The sequence below is a fragment of the Marinobacterium sp. MBR-109 genome, from assembly GCF_040547565.1.
Lineage (GTDB): Bacteria > Pseudomonadota > Gammaproteobacteria > Pseudomonadales > Balneatricaceae > Marinobacterium.
In genome coordinates, this window is record NZ_JBEPPZ010000001.1 from 337,418 (window position 1) to 351,645 (window position 14,228).

17 protein-coding genes are annotated in these 14,228 nt (G+C 58.0%); 7 read left to right on the top strand and 10 right to left on the bottom strand.

Translation table 11 applies throughout. The features are described from left to right. Positions 1-43: 43 nt before the first annotated feature. Complete coding sequence (locus ABIE60_RS01610; protein ID WP_354467209.1) at positions 44-508, bottom strand: cold-shock protein; 465 nt, start codon at positions 506-508, stop codon at positions 44-46. 145 nt (positions 509-653) lie between these two features. Here ABIE60_RS01610 and ABIE60_RS01615 point away from each other — a divergent pair, with 145 nt between their 5' ends. Then, positions 654-905, top strand: a complete 252-nt coding sequence (locus ABIE60_RS01615; RefSeq protein ID WP_354467211.1) for a SlyX family protein — start codon at positions 654-656, stop codon at positions 903-905. Positions 906-911: 6 nt separating this feature from the next. Here the strand turns inward: ABIE60_RS01615 and ABIE60_RS01620 are convergent, their stop codons facing one another. From ABIE60_RS01620 to mpl, 5 genes are read right to left on the bottom strand one after another with little or no spacing between them, the layout of a single operon-like run. Further along, positions 912-1,700 (bottom strand): class I SAM-dependent methyltransferase, encoded by a 789-nt coding sequence (locus tag ABIE60_RS01620; RefSeq protein ID WP_354467212.1) that lies wholly within the window; start codon positions 1,698-1,700, stop codon positions 912-914. Next, on the bottom strand, positions 1,697-2,521 hold the full coding sequence (locus ABIE60_RS01625) for an undecaprenyl-diphosphate phosphatase (protein WP_354467213.1): 825 nt from the start codon (positions 2,519-2,521) through the stop codon (positions 1,697-1,699). Before ABIE60_RS01625 ends, ABIE60_RS01620 begins: the two co-directional genes overlap by 4 nt. Continuing rightward, positions 2,518-3,207, bottom strand: coding sequence for a tRNA (adenosine(37)-N6)-threonylcarbamoyltransferase complex dimerization subunit type 1 TsaB (tsaB, locus tag ABIE60_RS01630; protein ID WP_354467214.1), 690 nt, complete (start codon positions 3,205-3,207; stop codon positions 2,518-2,520). The genes ABIE60_RS01625 and tsaB overlap by 4 nt, the downstream gene beginning before the upstream one ends. A gap of 55 nt (positions 3,208-3,262) precedes the next feature. Next, on the bottom strand, positions 3,263-3,901 hold the full coding sequence (locus ABIE60_RS01635) for a flavin prenyltransferase UbiX (RefSeq protein ID WP_354467215.1): 639 nt from the start codon (positions 3,899-3,901) through the stop codon (positions 3,263-3,265). Beyond that, complete coding sequence (gene mpl / locus ABIE60_RS01640; RefSeq protein ID WP_354467217.1) at positions 3,891-5,273, bottom strand: UDP-N-acetylmuramate:L-alanyl-gamma-D-glutamyl-meso-diaminopimelate ligase; 1,383 nt, start codon at positions 5,271-5,273, stop codon at positions 3,891-3,893. Before mpl ends, ABIE60_RS01635 begins: the two co-directional genes overlap by 11 nt. 158 nt (positions 5,274-5,431) lie before the next feature. On the opposite strand from mpl, the gene ABIE60_RS01645 reads away from it, so the two are divergent. The 4 genes from ABIE60_RS01645 to ABIE60_RS01660 all read left to right on the top strand — a co-directional run bounded on the left by ABIE60_RS01645 (position 5,432) and on the right by ABIE60_RS01660 (position 9,213). Continuing rightward, positions 5,432-6,403: a class 1 fructose-bisphosphatase gene (locus ABIE60_RS01645; RefSeq protein WP_354467218.1), complete on the top strand. Its 972-nt coding sequence runs from the start codon at positions 5,432-5,434 to the stop codon at positions 6,401-6,403. A gap of 103 nt (positions 6,404-6,506) precedes the next feature. After that, entirely contained in the window at positions 6,507-7,040 is a 534-nt protein-coding gene (gene ppa, locus ABIE60_RS01650) for an inorganic diphosphatase (RefSeq protein WP_354467219.1), read from the top strand. Positions 7,041-7,192: 152 nt separating this feature from the next. Continuing rightward, positions 7,193-8,038 (top strand): AAA family ATPase, encoded by an 846-nt coding sequence (locus ABIE60_RS01655; protein WP_354467221.1) that lies wholly within the window; start codon positions 7,193-7,195, stop codon positions 8,036-8,038. Then, positions 8,038-9,213: a vWA domain-containing protein gene (locus tag ABIE60_RS01660; RefSeq protein WP_354467223.1), complete on the top strand. Its 1,176-nt coding sequence runs from the start codon at positions 8,038-8,040 to the stop codon at positions 9,211-9,213. The genes ABIE60_RS01655 and ABIE60_RS01660 overlap by 1 nt, the downstream gene beginning before the upstream one ends. Positions 9,214-9,228: 15 nt before the next feature. Here the strand turns inward: ABIE60_RS01660 and ABIE60_RS01665 are convergent, their stop codons facing one another. Together ABIE60_RS01665 and upp are read right to left on the bottom strand one after the other, a co-directional pair. Then, the gene (locus ABIE60_RS01665) at positions 9,229-10,533 is read right to left on the bottom strand and encodes a uracil-xanthine permease family protein (RefSeq protein ID WP_354467225.1); all 1,305 of its coding nucleotides are present in this window, start codon (positions 10,531-10,533) and stop codon (positions 9,229-9,231) included. An 11-nt stretch (positions 10,534-10,544) separates the two neighbouring features. Further along, positions 10,545-11,171 carry a uracil phosphoribosyltransferase gene (upp, locus tag ABIE60_RS01670; protein ID WP_354467227.1) on the bottom strand — a complete coding sequence of 209 codons (627 nt, stop codon included), beginning with the start codon at positions 11,169-11,171 and terminating at the stop codon, positions 10,545-10,547. 208 nt (positions 11,172-11,379) lie between these two features. On the opposite strand from upp, the gene ABIE60_RS01675 reads away from it, so the two are divergent. Next, on the top strand, positions 11,380-11,940 hold the full coding sequence (locus ABIE60_RS01675) for a hypoxanthine-guanine phosphoribosyltransferase (RefSeq protein ID WP_354467229.1): 561 nt from the start codon (positions 11,380-11,382) through the stop codon (positions 11,938-11,940). Between the two features lie 67 nt (positions 11,941-12,007). Continuing rightward, on the top strand, positions 12,008-12,160 hold the full coding sequence (locus ABIE60_RS01680) for a hypothetical protein (protein WP_175527616.1): 153 nt from the start codon (positions 12,008-12,010) through the stop codon (positions 12,158-12,160). An 82-nt stretch (positions 12,161-12,242) separates the two neighbouring features. Here ABIE60_RS01680 and ABIE60_RS01685 read toward each other — a convergent pair whose 3' ends face one another. Both ABIE60_RS01685 and ABIE60_RS01690 read right to left on the bottom strand, forming a co-directional pair. Further along, positions 12,243-13,013 (bottom strand): ParA family protein, encoded by a 771-nt coding sequence (locus tag ABIE60_RS01685; RefSeq protein WP_354467230.1) that lies wholly within the window; start codon positions 13,011-13,013, stop codon positions 12,243-12,245. A gap of 15 nt (positions 13,014-13,028) precedes the next feature. After that, positions 13,029-14,057, bottom strand: a complete 1,029-nt coding sequence (locus ABIE60_RS01690) for a DUF2333 family protein (protein WP_354467232.1) — start codon at positions 14,055-14,057, stop codon at positions 13,029-13,031. Between the last annotated feature and the right edge of the window lie 171 nt (positions 14,058-14,228).

Here is a 14,228-nt window from a genome sequence, read left to right on the forward strand (position 1 = left end):
AGGGATGGAAAGGTGCCGGCAGCAAGGCTACCGGCAGAGGGGATCAGCTGCGAACGATGGACACGTCTTCAGCCTGCAGGCCCTTGTCACTTTCACGCACACTGAAACGCACTTTCTGACCTTCATTCAGAGAGCGGTGACCACGGCCACGGATGTTGCGGAAATGAACAAACACATCATCGCCGTTTTCACGCGTGATGAAACCAAATCCCTTGGACACGTTGAACCATTTAACACTGCCGATCTCGCGACCGTCGTTCTCGTCACCTTCGTCATCATCCTGCTCTGATGAATCCGAAGAGGGACGGGCTGTACGAGCCGCACCGGCAGAACCGGCTGGCTGCCAGGCACTGGCCAGGGTTACCAACAGAACCACAACGGCAATGATTGCCAATACCGGCAGGGTAAAACCTGTTTCTATACCCGCAACGCGCTGCAGCAGAAAAGGAATAATAAACGCAGCCAGAACACTGGCCAACACACTCTTGATTAACTGATTACCACTCATTGATCTTCTCTGTTTATTAACTGAATGTTTATACAATAAAGATGCGCAGGTTTTTGAATACGCGCATTGAAGCTCGTCAGATATACTCCATTCATCATTTTTTTTCAATGGCTTAAGACCGACAGCCTTTCTGACAGAGGGTAGTATGATCTATCCTAGGGATACCCGTCCCAACAGCAAGGAGTTCATTATGGCCGACAACGATACCCTGGCAGAGCTGGAGTCACGCATCGCCTTTCAGGAAGACGCCATCGACAAGTTGAGTGAGGTGGTGGCACGGCAGGAGATGGATCTGGAAAAGCTGACCCGAATGGTCAAGATTCTGCATGGCCAGCTGCGTGAACTTGGTGGCAGTGAAGAAGCACCCGCAGCCGATGTACCGCCGCCCCATTACTGAGTGCTTTCAGCTGCCACTCAGTGCCTTCAAGGCGTAGATATCATACCGACTGGACTTGCCCTCCAGCGAATGGGAGGGCTTGTGACCAGCGATGGCGGGGGCCTTGCGGGCACGTTTGACAACCACTCGACAGCGCGCTGCCTGGAGTGCCGCCGCCAGCAACTCGGCATCATCGGCGTCCTGACCCACCAACTCTCGGAACGCCAGCATCTCCTTCTTGACCTGAGCCTTCTTGTCCGTATGCGGGAACATGGGATCAAGGTAGACCAGATCTGGCTGGCGCTGTTCAGGACAGTTTTGCAGCCAGATACGCCCGTCAGCCCGCTCCAGTGTCATACGTTGCAGCGTTTCAGCCAGCTCGGGGTCTCTGCGGGCCTGTTCCAGCCCGGCCGCCAACAGTGCATGCACCACCGGTGAGCGCTCCAGCATCTGCACCTGACACCCCAGCGTTGCCAGCACAAAGGCATCTCGCCCAAGGCCTGCGGTCGCATCAACAATGGTTGGCCGAATGCCTGACTTGATACCGCAGGCCTTGGCAATCAACTGGCCTGTACCCCCGCCAAACTGACGCCGGTGTGCAACCGCACCCGACACGAAATCGGCCCTGACAGGCCCCGGGCGTTTTGGCCCGGTCGCGCAAAGCGCCAGCCCCTGCGAGTCAAACAGCAATACCTGCTGCCAGAGCTCGGCCGAGGCCAGATCAGGTGACGCGACACAGGGAAGCCCAAGCTCAAGCGCCAGTGCTTCGGCCTTTGCCCTGCCAGCCTCATCCTGCCAGCCTACGGCCAGTTTCACACCAACCCTCCGGGGCCTGCCAACCAGACCAGCAGCAGCACAACGCCCAACGCCAGCCGGTACCAGACAAACGGCATCATGCCGACTCGATCTAGCCATTTGAGGAACAGGTGGATACAGGCCAGCGCGCTGAGCCCGGCAACCAGTGTGCCGACACCGATCTGCAGCCAGTGAACACCATTACCACGTTCAGCCAGATGGGTCAGCTGCAACAGCCCCGCACCAAATATGATCGGAATTGATAAAAGAAAGGAGAACCGAGCCGCAACCTGGCGCTCAAAGCCGAGCATTAGTGCGGCCGTGATGGTAATCCCCGAACGAGAGGTACCGGGAATCAAGGCCAGCGCCTGCGCCAGACCGATCATAACGGCATCACGCCTTGTCAGCTGCTTGACACTCCTGTTTTCCTGACGCCGCTTATCCGCCAGGCCCAGCAATACACCAAAAATCAGCGTAGTCGCTGCAATCACCAGAATGGAGCGGCCATAGTGTTCTATCAAACCTGCAAACACGAAACCGCTGACCACAGCCGGCAAGGTCGCAAGCGCTACCAGCCAGGCCAAGCGACCTTCTGCATCACACTCGCCTCTGAAGGAGCGCCCCCAGGCCAGCGTCATACAGCTCACTTCACGACGTAAATAATAGATAACCGCCAGCAGAGTACCGACATGAACGCCGACATCAAACGCCAGCCCCTGATCTTCCCACCCCAGCAACTGGGAAGGCAGAATCAGATGCGCCGAACTGGAGATCGGCAAAAACTCCGTCAGCCCCTGAATCACGGCCAGACACAAGGTATGCAGCCAGTCACTGAAATTCACTGCTGGTCCTTTTTCTTCCAGGCAACCTGATCGCGCAGGTAAACCGGTCGCGCGTCATCCGGCGCCATGGTTTCTCCCCGCTGGAGCGCTCGCTGCGCCAACTGCGCCATCGCCGAAGCCTGCGGGTAGACCTCCGCTTTTATCTCACTGACCTGCCGTACCAGCTCGGCCGGCATCTGCTCACGATAGCACCAGCCACTACCCAGCCCACCAAACGACTGTGTCAGGCACTCCGACGGCAGGTGGATCTGTGCCGGGGCACACACCTGCTCCTCAACCAGTGCAACCGGCTCGCCGTCCTGCCACCGCCATGCACACCAGTAGACCTCGTCCATGCGAGCATCCAGCACCGTCAACAGCGAGCCACTGTCTTCACCTTCTGCCCAGGCCATCGCCTTGAGGGTTGAAACCGGCACGACCGGCAGACCTGCTGCCAGCGCCAACCCCTGAGCGGCTCCGGTCGCAATGCGAATACCGGCGAAAGAGCCGGGGCCACGGCCAAAGGCGATGGCGTCCAGGCTGTTCAGAGCCATATCGGCTTCGGCCAGCAGCTCTTCAACCATCGGCAACAACAGATGGGTATGGCGGCGCGGCTCGATGACAAAGCGATCAATCAACTGATCATCCAGCAGCAGCGCCGCTGAACAGGCATCGGTGGAGGTATCCAGGGCCAGTATCTTGGACATAGTCTTCTCGGTCGGTCAAAATCGGGGGCTATTGTAATCAGCTGGGCCGTACAAATCACCCGCCCTGAATCAGCGCTTCACCCCAGCGTGGCAGCAGTGACTGTTCAAGCCCCAGCTGCGACAGGATACGCGCCACTACAAAGTCCACCATATCTTCGACACTTTGTGGGCGATGATAGAATCCGGGGCTGGCCGGAATGATGACACTCCCCATGCGAGTCAACTTGAGCATATGCTCCAGATGGATCTCGGAGTAAGGCGCCTCGCGGGGCACCAGTATCAGCTGACGGCGCTCTTTCAATGCCACATCAGCCGCCCGCTCGATCAGGTTATTGCTGGCACCACAGGCGATGGCCGACAAGGTACCGGTACTGCAGGGACACACGACCATGGCAGAGGGGGCACCCGAACCGGACGCCACCGGGGCCATCCACTGCTCACGCCCGAACACACGGATCTGCCCCGGTGCCGCCGCATGGTATTCCGTAAGAAAGGTTTCCATCGCTTCCGGGGCTCCCGGCAGCCTGAGAGCCGTCTCCGTCGCGATCACCACCTGCGCAGCTTTCGACACCATCAACAGCACCTGTCGATTTTGGGCCACCAGGCATTGCAGCAGACGCAGCCCATACTGGACACCGGAAGCGCCCGTAATGGCCAGCGTCACCCGACCCTCGAAGCGAGTATCAGAGGACATGGATCGACTCCCGCTGCTCCAGCGCCTTCAGCAACTTCTGGTGAATGCCGCCGAAACCGCCATTGCTCATGATCACCACCTGCGCACCACGCGGCAACTCACTTACAAGCCGATTGACCAGTGGACAGATCTCCGTTTCCAGCCGCGCCGGGACAGGGCTCTGTGCCACCACTTCGTCCAGTGACCAGTCCAGCCCCTCCGGCTGATACCAGTACACCTGATCCGCCATGGCGGTTGCCTCGGCAAGCTGTGCCTTGTGGGCCCCCAGCCGCATGGTGTTGGAGCGCGGTTCAATCACCGCCACCACCGCCTGACGCTTGCCCACACGGGCACGAATCCCTTCCAGAGTGGTCTGGATCGCACTGGGGTGATGGGCAAAGTCGTCATACACGGTGATCCCGGCCACCTCACCCAGCCGCTCCATGCGCCGCTTGACACCGCCGAAGCGGCTCAGTGCCTCAATCGCATGCTCCGGCTGAACCCCCACATGGCGCGCCGCCACCAAAGCATTGATCGCATTGCTCACATTATGCAGGCCGGTCAGAGACCAACACACTTCGCCCAGACTCTTGCCCTCGTGTTGAACGGAAAAGTGACTGCCGTCCTCGCTCAGGAGCTGAGCCGACCAGCTGGCACGTCGATCAAAGCCGGTCAGTACGCGTTCACTCCAGCACCCCATCTCGATCACTTCATCCAGTGCCGTCACATCTGCCGGCATAATGACCTGCCCGGTGGCGGGCAGAATCCGCATCAGGTGATGGAACTGGCGCTGAATCGCCGCCAGATCAGGAAAGATATCCGCGTGGTCGAACTCAAGGTTATTCAGAATCAAGGTGCGGGGATGATAGTGCACAAACTTCGAACGCTTATCGAAGAAGGCGGTATCGTACTCGTCGGCCTCAATCACAAAGAAAGGGGTTTCACCAATGCGGGCAGAGGTTTCAAAGTTGAGCGGCACGCCGCCAATCAGGAAACCGGGCGCCATCCCCGCCTGCTCCAGAATCCAGGCCAACATGGTAGCGGTAGTAGTCTTGCCATGGGTACCGGCTACCGCCAGCACCCAGCGATCGGCCAGCAGGTTGTCATGCAGCCATTGCGGACCTGACATGTAGCGCAGGTTGTGCTCAAGCACATGTTCGACACAGGGGTTACCGCGGCTCATGGCGTTGCCGATAACCACCATGTCGGGGACCGGCTCCAGCTGCGCCGGATCATAGCCCTGAACCAGCTCGATACCCTGCTGCTCCAGCTGCGTGCTCATGGGCGGATAGACATTGGCATCCGAGCCGGTGACCCGGTGTCCCAGCTGCTTGGCCAGTATCGCCAGCGACCCCATAAAGGTACCGCAGATTCCGAGAATATGAATGTGCACCCGGATGCTCCTTTTCTTGTTCTGAATGGCCTGCATCATATCAGCTTGACGCGGCGAAAACCGCACCGGAAACGATCTGCTCTTATGCAAAACCCATCAAGATAGCGTACAATTCAGCGCGTCTTTCCCATCGGATCAAACAAAGGCCGAATTCACAGATGCAGCTGCTCAGCAACTACCTGAAACACCACGACACCGACCTCGAACTCGTTGAACTGATCGACACACTGATGATTGCTTGCAAGGAGATCGCACTGCAACTGCGCGAGGGCGCGCTGGCCGGTATTCTCGGCACCACCAGTGACACCAACGTTCAGGGCGAAACCCAGAAAAAGCTGGATGTCATCTCCAACGACGTGCTGAAAAAGGTACTGCTCGATAATCCGCTGGTACGCGGCCTCGCGTCCGAAGAGGAAGACGACCCCGTATTCGGCAACCCGAACGGTCGTTTCCTGGTGACCTTCGACCCGCTGGACGGCTCCTCCAACATCGATATCAATGTATCCGTGGGCACCATTTTTTCCATCCTTGAAGCCCCGAAAGATGTCACCGAAGAGGGCGTGGAGATGTTCCTGCAGGCCGGCCGCAAACAGGTGGCCTCCGGCTACGTGCTGTACGGCCCTTCCGCTGTACTGGCGCTGACCACAGGGCATGGCGTCAACATGTTTACCCTTGCTCACACCGGTGACTTCCTGCTGACCCGTGAAAACGTAAGGATTCCCGAAGAGACCAAGGAGTTCGCCATCAACATGTCGAACCACCGCTTCTGGGAACCCTCGATGCGCAACTATGTCGACGACCTGCTAAAGGGTGCTGAAGGCCCCCGTGGCAAGAACTACAACATGCGCTGGATCGCTTCCATGGTGGCCGAGGTGCATCGCGTCCTGACCCGTGGCGGTATTTTCACTTATCCCTGGGACGCACGCGAACCTGCCAAACCCGGCAAGCTGCGCCTGATGTATGAGGGTAACCCCATGAGCCTGCTGATCGAGCAGGCCGGCGGCATCTCCAGCACCTGTTACAGCGACATTCTGGATATTCAGCCGGACCATATTCATCAGCGCGTTTCCGTGGCGCTGGGCTCACGAAAGGAAGTCGAAACACTGTTGCAGTACCACTGCGACTGCTGAACAGGCGTTTCACCTGTAAGTCGTATTCCGGCGGGCCGCAGGGCAGTTTATACTGCGCCCCGCTATCCGTTCTGTCCTTGCAACCGATAACAGGAAACAGCTCATGAGCTTTGAGAAAGTCCCTGCCGGCAAAGAACTGCCGAATGACATCTACGTGATCATCGAAATCCCGGCGGAAAGCTCCCCGGTTAAATACGAGATCGACAAAGACGTTGATGCGATCTTCGTTGACCGTTTCATGGCTGCACCGATGTTTTACCCGGCCAACTACGGTTACATCAACAACACCCTGGCAGACGATGGCGACCCCCTGGACGTGCTGGTCCTGACGCCGCACCCGGTGATGACCGGCTCCGTGATTCGCTGCCGTCCGGTCGGTGTTCTGAACATGACCGACGAAGCCGGTGGTGATGCCAAGCTGGTAGCCGTGCCGCACGAAAAGCTGAGCCAGGCCTACAACGACATTCAGGATGTGGACGACATTCCGCAGCTGACCCGCGACCAGATCTCGCACTTCTTCGAGAACTACAAGACTCTCGAAAAGGGCAAGTGGGTCAAGGTCGAAGGCTGGGCCAACGCCGACGCTGCCCGCGCCGAGATCGAAAAATCCGCCGCTGCATACGAAGCTGCCAAGTAAGGCTCGCTTCCAGGGAAGATGTGCCGGTCACATCTTCCCACCCTCTTCCCCTGTACCTGCCCTCTCTGCACCTCTCTTTTCTGCCCGACCCGTTCTGATACACTGGCCACTGTCTTTTACCAACCGACCCACAGCAACCGACAGAGACGCCGATGAAGTTTTCAGGTACCGACCGCTACGTTGCCACCGACGATCTGCAGATGGCCGTGAACGCCGCCATCACCCTGCAGCGCCCCCTGCTGGTCAAGGGCGAACCCGGCACCGGCAAGACCATGCTGGCTGAAGAACTGGCCACCGCACTGGGCAAGCCATTGCTGCGCTGGCACATCAAATCCACCACCAAGGCGCAGCAGGGCCTGTACGATTATGATGCCGTTTCTCGCCTGCGTGATTCTCAGCTGGGTGACGATCGCGTGCACGATATTCGCAACTACATCCGCAAGGGAATGCTGTGGCAGGCATTTGAGGCTGACGAGCAGGTCGTACTGCTGATTGACGAGATCGACAAGGCGGATATCGAATTCCCCAACGACCTGCTGACCGAACTCGACAAGATGGAGTTCGACGTGTACGAGACCGGTGAGCGCATCGCGGCCCGTCAGCGCCCCATCGTCATCATCACCAGCAACAACGAGAAGGAGCTGCCTGACGCCTTTCTGCGCCGCTGCTTCTTCCACTACATAGCCTTTCCTGACAAGGACACTCTGCAGTCGATCGTCGATGTTCACTTCCCGCAGATCGAACAGACGCTGGTGCGTGAAGCACTGGAAATATTCTTCCGCCTGCGCGAAGTCCCCAGCCTGAAGAAAAAACCGTCAACATCAGAGTTGATTGACTGGCTCAAGCTGCTGCTGGCCGACCGCATTCCGGCTGACGTGCTGGCCAACCAGGACCCATCCAGCGCCATGCCTCCGCTCTATGGTGCACTGCTCAAAAATGAGCAGGATGTACACATGCTGCAGCGCCTCGCCTTCATGGCGCGCCGTGAGGCTCGCTGATGCTGATCGACCTGTTCACCCAGCTGCGCAAGGGACAGGTGCCGGTTTCGGTGCGTGAGCTGCTCGACCTGATCGGCGCACTGGAGCAGCAGGTCGCCTGTCTGGATGTGAATGACTTTTACCTGCTGGCCCGCGCCTGCATGGTCAAGGACGAGAAATACTATGATCGTTTTGATCGTGCCTTTGGCCAGTATTTTGCCGGGCTGCAGGCACAGGGCGACATTACCGATGCGCTTATCCCCTCGCACTGGCTCGACAGCGACTTTCTCAAGCAGCTCAGTGAAGAAGAACGGGCACAGATTGAGGCGCTGGGTGGTTTGGACAAGTTGCTGGAAACCCTGAAGCAACGACTGGAAGAACAGGGTGAACGCCATGCCGGTGGCAACAAGTGGATAGGCACCGGTGGCACCTCACCCTTCGGCCACAGTGGCTACAACCCGGAAGGGATTCGCATCGGCGGCGAAAGCAAGCACAAGCGCGCAGTGAAAGTCTGGGAGCAACGTCAGTTCCGCAATCTGGATGACAGCGTGGAGCTGGGCACGCGCAATCTCAAGGTCGCCCTGCGCAAACTGCGCAAGTTCGCCCGCACCGGCGCGGCCGATCAGCTCGACCTGGACGACACCATCCGCTCAACGGCCCGCAATGCCGGCCTGCTGGATCTGAAAATGGTGCCGGAGCGGCATAACGCCGCCAAGGTGCTGCTGTTTTTGGATGTAGGCGGCTCCATGGACCCGTTCATTCGTACCTGCGAAGAACTGTTCTCCGCCGCCCGCACCGAATTCAAACATCTGGAATATTTTTACTTCCATAATTGCGTCTATGAAAAGGTCTGGCGCGACAACCGTCGCCGCTACGATGAAGCGATTCCAACGCTTGACGTGCTGCATACCTATGGCCGCGATTACCGAGTGATCTTTGTGGGTGATGCCGCCATGTCGCCCTATGAACTGGTGGACCGTTACGGCAGTGTGGAGCACATGAACGAGGAGCCGGGACAATTCTGGCTGCAGCGGATACTGGAGACCTGGGACAAGGTAATCTGGCTCAACCCCTCATCCGAGCGCTACTGGCAGTATACCCAGAGCACTCAGATGATTCGGCAGCAGGTCGAGGGGCACATGTACCCGCTGACGCTGGAGGGGCTAGAGGCCGGCATCCGCTATCTGTCACGCTGATGCCGGCCGACAGGATCAGTCGCGGGCATGGTGCACCATGTCCTCGACCACTTCCTGCTCTTCGTGAAGATCATCATCCGCCGGTTTCGACTGCGGCAGGATCAGATTCAGAATGATCGCCACCGCACCACAGAGGCTGACGCCCTGCAGGCTCAGGTCGCCCTGCCCCATTGCCATGCCACCAATACCGAACACCAGCGTAGTCGCCACGATGACCAGGTTGCGCTGCTCGGCCAGATCCACATGCGCCTTGATCAGGGTGTTCATCCCCACCGCCGCAATGGAACCGAACAACAGTATCAGTATGCCACCCATCACCGGGGCCGGAATGGTCTGCAGCGCCATGCCAAACTTGGCAATGAACGCCAACGCAATGGCAACGATTGCAGCCCAGACCATGATCACTGGGTTGAAAGCCCTGGTTAGCATCACCGCACCCGTCACTTCGGAGTAGGTCGTATTGGGCGGTCCACCAAACAGCGAGGCCGCAGCCGTGGCAAGACCATCGCCAAACAGGGTTCGGTGCAGACCCGGCTTGCGCACGTAGTCCTTGCCGGTCACGTTGGAGATCGCCAGGATATCGCCCACATGTTCGATTGCGGGCGCCAACGCTACCGGAATCATGAACAAAATCGCCTGCCAATGAAATTCAGGCATCACAAAGGCCGGCATGGCCACCCAGCTTGCTTCGGTGATCGGACTGTAATCCACCATACCGGTAAAGTGAGCCATGGCGTACCCCACCACCACACCGGACAGAATGGGCAGCAGGCGGAAGATGCCATGGGCAAACACCGCAACGATCAGGGTGGTCACCAGCGCACTCATGGAGACCAGCATCGCCTGCTCGTAGGGGAAAAGCTCAATCGAACCATCCCCGCTCTTGCCCATCGCCATATTGACCGCAATCGGCGCCAGACCAAGACCGATGATCATGATGACGGGGCCGGTTACCACTGGCGGCATGATCCGGTGCAGAAAGCCAACCCCCTTGAGCTTCACCGCCAGTGCCAGCAGCATGTATACAACGCCGGCCGCCATCAACCCGCCCATGGTAGCCGCCACACCCCAGTTCTGTACCGAATAGGTGATCGGTGCGATAAAAACAAACGAGGAGGCCAGAAAGATCGGTACCGTGAGTCCGGTTACCAGGTGAAACAGCAGCGTCCCGATCCCGGCCGTAAACAGCGCCACACTCGGATCCAGGCCGGTCAACAACGGCATCAATACCAGCGCACCGAATGCCACGAACAGCATCTGCGAGCCGGCCAGCATGGTGCGCCAATGCAGTGCGCCTTTACGTTCAGGAACGGGTTGCATGCTCGACTCTCCTATTTGGTGCCGAAAATCTTGTCACCGGCATCACCCAGCCCGGGTACGATATACCCCTGTTCATTCAGGCATTCATCAATCGATGCGGTGAAGATATCCACATCCGGATGTGCCGCCTGCACCTTTTCGATCCCTTCCGGGGCCGCCACCAGCACCAGCGCACGAATGCTGCTGCAACCTGCCTTTTTCAACAGATCAATGGTCGCGATCATGGAGCCACCCGTGGCCAGCATCGGATCCACAATCAGCGCCATGCGTGCCTCAATATCACTGGCAAGCTTTTCAAAGTAGGTGACCGGCTCCAGCGTTTCTTCGTCCCGGTAAAGCCCTACCACCGAAATCTTGGCACTGGGTACCAGCTCCAGCACACCATCCAGCATGCCAAGTCCCGCCCGCAAAATGGGTACTACGGTAATTTTCTTGCCCTTGATCCGCTGCCCCTTGACCGGACCACACCAGCCCTGCAGGGTATACTCTTCCAGCTCCAGATCCTTGGTCGCTTCGTAGGTCAGCAAGCAACCAACCTCGGCGGCCAACTGGCGGAAGCCGCGGGTACTCTTGTTACTGGAGCGCATCAGGCTCAGCTTGTGCTGTACCAGCGGATGGTGGATTTCATGAACACTCATGGCAGGGCAACCTCATCGGCGGAGCCGCACGCTTGAACCAACGTCCGGCTTGACAAAAAATTCAGGGCAAGACTAACGAATGATCCGCCTGATGTCATCCACGCCCACAGCCTGATATTGCTCAGACAGCAAAACCTGAGTACCCTTGCTCACTTTTTTTACAATCCGGTCGCCAGTGGCGGCCATCAGCCATTGCCGGAGTGGTTCCATGAGCACTATCGATTCCGAAGAGATCAAGCGAGTCTACATTGAAGCGGACCTGCTCTACAGCCAGGCCGAGGTAGACGCGGCAATCAGCAACATGGCTGCCGACATTAGCGCCGAACTTCATGACCGCGAACCGGTCATTTTTGCGGTTATGAATGGTGGCCTGGTGATTGCGGGCCAACTGCTGACCCGGCTCAACTTCCCGCTGGTGGCCAGTTACCTGCACGCCACGCGCTACCGCAACACCACATCCGGCCATGAGCTGGAGTGGAAGGTGCCGCCAATGGTCGAGTTCAAGGACCGCCCGGTGCTGGTGGTGGATGACATCCTGGACGAAGGCCATACCCTGGCCGAAGTGATGGATTACCTGAAGGCGGAGGGTGCCGCATCAGTGCAGTGCGCGGTGCTCGTTGACAAGCACCATGACCGCAAGGCCCGCCCTGATCTCAAGGCCGACTTTGTTGGGCTTGAGATCGAGGATCGCTACATTTTCGGCTATGGCATGGACTACAAGGGTTATTGGCGTAACGCGCCCGGCATCTTTGCAGTAAAGGGGATGTAATCTACGCTTGCCATCCGGTCCTGTCTGGTTACAATGCGGGTGTACGAAGAAATTTTACAGGGTTTGCATGACGGAACTGGTCATTCTCGCGCTGTCGGCCACGGCAATTTTTACCTGGCTGCTGCGTTTGAGACGCAAATCGCTCGCCGCACGGGATAGTGCCGCTCAGCGCGACTGCGTATTCATGAGTGATGGTCGGGTTATTGCGCCGGACAAATAAGCGGTATCCGGCAATTTATCCCAGGCGATATCGACAAAACGGAGCCCCAAAGGCTCCGTTTTTTTATGCCCTGAACACACCGTCAGACCTTTTCCAACTCCTCGAACAGCTGCACAAATTCCTGTGTCAGCTTGTGGGTGGGGGCCATATGGATCAGAGGGCTCGCCTCGTTATGAGATTCTTTCATCTTCACCGAAGCCGACAGCCGAGTATTCAGCACCGGCAGTGATTCGGCCAGCAGCCCTTCAACAATCTTGCGCGGCAAGGAGGCGCGGGGCTGATACTGATTCACCACAATGCCTTCCACTTCCAGCCGCTCATTATGGTCCGCCCGCGTTTCACGCACGTTATTCAGCAGGTTGTAGAGCGCCTGACGTGCAAATTCATCACAATCGAACGGGATCAGGCAGCGTTCAGCTGCGACCAGCGCCGACAGTGTAAAGAAGTTGAACGCCGGCGGCGTATCGATATAGATGGCATCAAACGCATCCCCCAGCTCGTCGAGTGCGTCACGCAGCTTGTAGATCTTGTGCTTGCTCTCCAGCTTTGACTGCAGATCACCCAGCTCCGGATGTGCCGGCAGAATCGACAGCCCGGCAAAGGGTGTCGGGTGAATGAAGGCTTCAGGCGCCTTGGGCTTGAGCTGGAAACTCAGCGTCTGCTCAAAAAAACCGTAGGCGTCGGTATCCGGCTGGTTGGCATCATCACCCAACAGGTAATGGGTGGAGTTGCACTGGGGATCAAGATCAATAACCAGCGTCTTGAGCCCTCGACTGGCACTGATCGCTGCCAGATTAACCGCAATACTGGACTTGCCAACGCCGCCTTTCTGATTGAATACCACTCTACGCATGAGTCTTCTCCGCTCCTAACCCTGAGCAAGCAGGTCACGCAGATCAATAATGGCTGCGTTGGCCCGTGATATATAGGACGCCATCACCAGTGAGTGATTGGCAAGAAAACCGAACTCGGCACCATTCAGTACCATCGGACTCCACAAGGTTGACTGAGTTGATTCAAGCTCGCGGATGATCTGGCGCAGACTGGCGCGAGCGCCCTTGCGGTCCAGTGCTTCGCCGAAATCCTGCTCGACAGCTTCGAGCAGGTGCAGAAGCGCCCAAGTGGTACCCCTGGCTTCATAGAAAACATTGTCTATCTCAAGCCAGGGAGTCCTGACATCAATTTCATTATCCGCCACGGTTGACTGGCGCGCCCCTGTTTCGCCCGCCAGGTCGGTGTTCACTCGTCGCTGCCCAACACTGGCGCTGAGCCGCTGCGACAGACTGCCAAGTCGAGTGGAGACATCACCCAGCCAGTCACGCAGATTGTCTGCACGGGCATAGAACTGGGCATTACTCTGGCTTTCATCCGACAACCGGTCCGCATAATCCTGCAGCAGGCGGATCGCCTTGCGATACTCACTCTCCGTTGAGGGCAGTATCCAGCTGTTGTTATTGAAGTGCAGCAGCGGTTCGGCCTTGGCCAGCGCCGGGTCTTCTGTCGACTGAGACTGGGACCGGCTCATGCTTTTGCGCAGCGAACGCCCCATATCACGCATCTGCACCAGTACACCGAACTCCCAGGCCGGCATGTTATCCAACCAGATACCCGGTGGCAGACGGTCATTACTCAGATAGCCCCCCGGTTTATCCAGCAGGGTGTTGCCCAGAGTAATCAGCGTCATCACCGTATGGGTGCCGGTCACAGGCTCACCTGTTGCCGTCTGTGCGCTTGCCTCACGGGCCACATCGAAGCGATCAGGCTCACCGCTCCACCAGACGCCTACGCCCAGTGATACCAGCAGCCAGATGATCAGCACCAGCAATACCAGCTGCAGCTTGCGCGCGGTCGCAAATCGGTCCCAGATTCCCAGCCAGATGCGCTCAAGTCGTTCCACTTGTGTCTCCTGCCATTTCAACTATTCAGGGGCCGCTGGACGCAGCCTCCATGTTGCATTGCACTATGGCCAATTCGGCGGTTGTGGTCAATCGTGCCGCAAGCCGCCACCGGAGCGGTGATTATCACCGGCTATCGCACATATAAGGCTAACTTCGGCAAACTCGCCGCT

Bases quoted from the DNA above. Each gene is read 5' to 3' on its own strand.
- ABIE60_RS01610 (WP_354467209.1), bottom strand. From the start codon at position 508: ATGAGTGGTAATCAGTTAATCAAGAGTGTGTTGGCCAGTGTTCTGGCT.
- ABIE60_RS01615 (WP_354467211.1), top strand. From the start codon at position 654: ATGATCTATCCTAGGGATACCCGTCCCAACAGCAAGGAGTTCATTATG.
- tsaB (WP_354467214.1), bottom strand. From the start codon at position 3,207: ATGTCCAAGATACTGGCCCTGGATACCTCCACCGATGCCTGTTCAGCG.
- ABIE60_RS01635 (WP_354467215.1), bottom strand. From the start codon at position 3,901: ATGTCCTCTGATACTCGCTTCGAGGGTCGGGTGACGCTGGCCATTACG.
- ABIE60_RS01645 (WP_354467218.1), top strand. From the start codon at position 5,432: ATGCAGCTGCTCAGCAACTACCTGAAACACCACGACACCGACCTCGAA.
- ppa (WP_354467219.1), top strand. From the start codon at position 6,507: ATGAGCTTTGAGAAAGTCCCTGCCGGCAAAGAACTGCCGAATGACATC.
- ABIE60_RS01655 (WP_354467221.1), top strand. From the start codon at position 7,193: ATGAAGTTTTCAGGTACCGACCGCTACGTTGCCACCGACGATCTGCAG.
- ABIE60_RS01660 (WP_354467223.1), top strand. From the start codon at position 8,038: ATGCTGATCGACCTGTTCACCCAGCTGCGCAAGGGACAGGTGCCGGTT.
- ABIE60_RS01665 (WP_354467225.1), bottom strand. From the start codon at position 10,533: ATGCAACCCGTTCCTGAACGTAAAGGCGCACTGCATTGGCGCACCATG.
- upp (WP_354467227.1), bottom strand. From the start codon at position 11,171: ATGAGTGTTCATGAAATCCACCATCCGCTGGTACAGCACAAGCTGAGC.
- ABIE60_RS01675 (WP_354467229.1), top strand. From the start codon at position 11,380: ATGAGCACTATCGATTCCGAAGAGATCAAGCGAGTCTACATTGAAGCG.
- ABIE60_RS01680 (WP_175527616.1), top strand. From the start codon at position 12,008: ATGACGGAACTGGTCATTCTCGCGCTGTCGGCCACGGCAATTTTTACC.
- ABIE60_RS01685 (WP_354467230.1), bottom strand. From the start codon at position 13,013: ATGCGTAGAGTGGTATTCAATCAGAAAGGCGGCGTTGGCAAGTCCAGT.